Genomic DNA, 1,598 nt, shown 5'->3' on the forward strand with positions numbered 1-1,598 from the left:
TGCAAAGGTAAAGGCTTTATTTTTAACTACCAAACTTTTTCGGAAGTTTTTTTATTTTTTCTTTTTACTCATTTCTCAGGCTCTCTATGCGAAAGGGAAAGAATGTATAAAAGAAAAAACAAAGGCCGTTTTCTTTGCGAATCGGACTGCAAAGATAAGAACTTTATTTATTATACTCCAAAACTTTTTGGAAGTTTTTTTGTTCTTTTCTTTAAGCGCAATTTCGCTTTTTCACTATGTCAATTCTGCAAGGCTTTCTTCTCTTGGAAAGCGGGTGCAAAAGTACGCCCTTTTCGTATACAATCCAAATATATTAAACTCTTTTTTCTAAGTTTTTTTGAAAGAATATGCTAAAGCGCTGAAAGATAATGATGTTGTAGAACATATTTTTTTATCATAAGTGGATTGCGGGCGGAAACGGTACACATGGGACACATTATTATATCACACGCGGGCGCGTAGGCGAACGCAAGAGAGAAAAAGATGCAGAAAAAAGAAATAACAAAATTACAGTCGAATTACAGATGAGAAAAAGACAACAGGAAGAAAGAGACAAGAAGATGATATAGAAGGAAAACAAGAAAAAGAACGAAATGTAAAAAGAATACTAGGGATATACCACAAAGGGACATTACAAAAGGAGATTATTAAAGGGGATTATTAAAGGGGATGGATTAATTGGAATGGTTAATTGGGCATGACCAGCAGAATACAGGATATTCAGCGACGCAGCGCCACTAGAAATGATTTCTCATTTTCATTTCTCATATTCTCATAGGTTGCACAATAATCAACTGTAAATCATCAATATAACACTATGAGAAATAAAATAAAAAAGGCATTTCTCATAGTATTACCAGCGTTTTATACTGAAAACAGTGCATTTCTCATACCTTTTCAAGGTATTTCTCATAGTATTTTGACTATTTATGCTATAAATTCTCAAGCTAGATCCTAAACTAAAGACCAGGTTGAATACCAGACTAGACACAGCTTTACAATATATTATCAGTGCTTATTGAAAGTATATAGAGCAGACATTCGCATATTTTCCTACCTGCATCTGTATCGTTGCACTCGAGTGAACAGGCCTGTGCACTAGAGTAGAAAGAACCGTCTACTCGAGTGAAACGATCTGTTCACTCGAGTGCAACGATACAGATAGTAGTAGGAAAAAATGGTAATGATTAAGGAAAAGCATAAGGATATAAGGTGCATGATACACAGGAAAGCAGTAAACAATAGGAAGTTGCTTAATAAACGACATAAGAAAAAGGAATAATCGTAAAGTTCGACGAGAGTCTGGGAAAAGATACAGCCATAATGCATGAGAAAGGAGTAAAATAGATAAAAGGAGTATGAGAATAAGATGAGAAACGATTTAAAACCTATGAGAAATGCATCATTTTTAAGGATAAATGATAGAAATAGTATGAGAAATACCATTTTATATTTTATTTCTCATACTATTATATTATTGATTTACATATAATTACCGTATTATTTATGAGAATATGAGAAATGAAAATGAAAAATCGTTTGCAGAAGAAAAGAACAAGAGGAATCATTCACCAGGCAGGGAGATGTGTAAATTAAAC

The 1,598-nt window shown here is 33.2% G+C and carries 1 protein-coding gene; it reads left to right on the plus strand.

Annotation, left to right across the window (positions count from 1 at the left end; translation table 11 throughout):
- The coding region (locus DW173_RS24190) for a hypothetical protein (RefSeq protein ID WP_369904726.1) at positions 1 to 331 on the plus strand (331 nt) is incomplete at its 5' end.
- Positions 332 to 1,598 lie beyond the last annotated feature (1,267 nt).

The sequence above is a fragment of the Bacteroides sp. AM16-13 genome (assembly GCF_003602705.1).
Taxonomy (GTDB): Bacteria; Bacteroidota; Bacteroidia; order Bacteroidales; family Bacteroidaceae; genus Bacteroides; species Bacteroides xylanisolvens.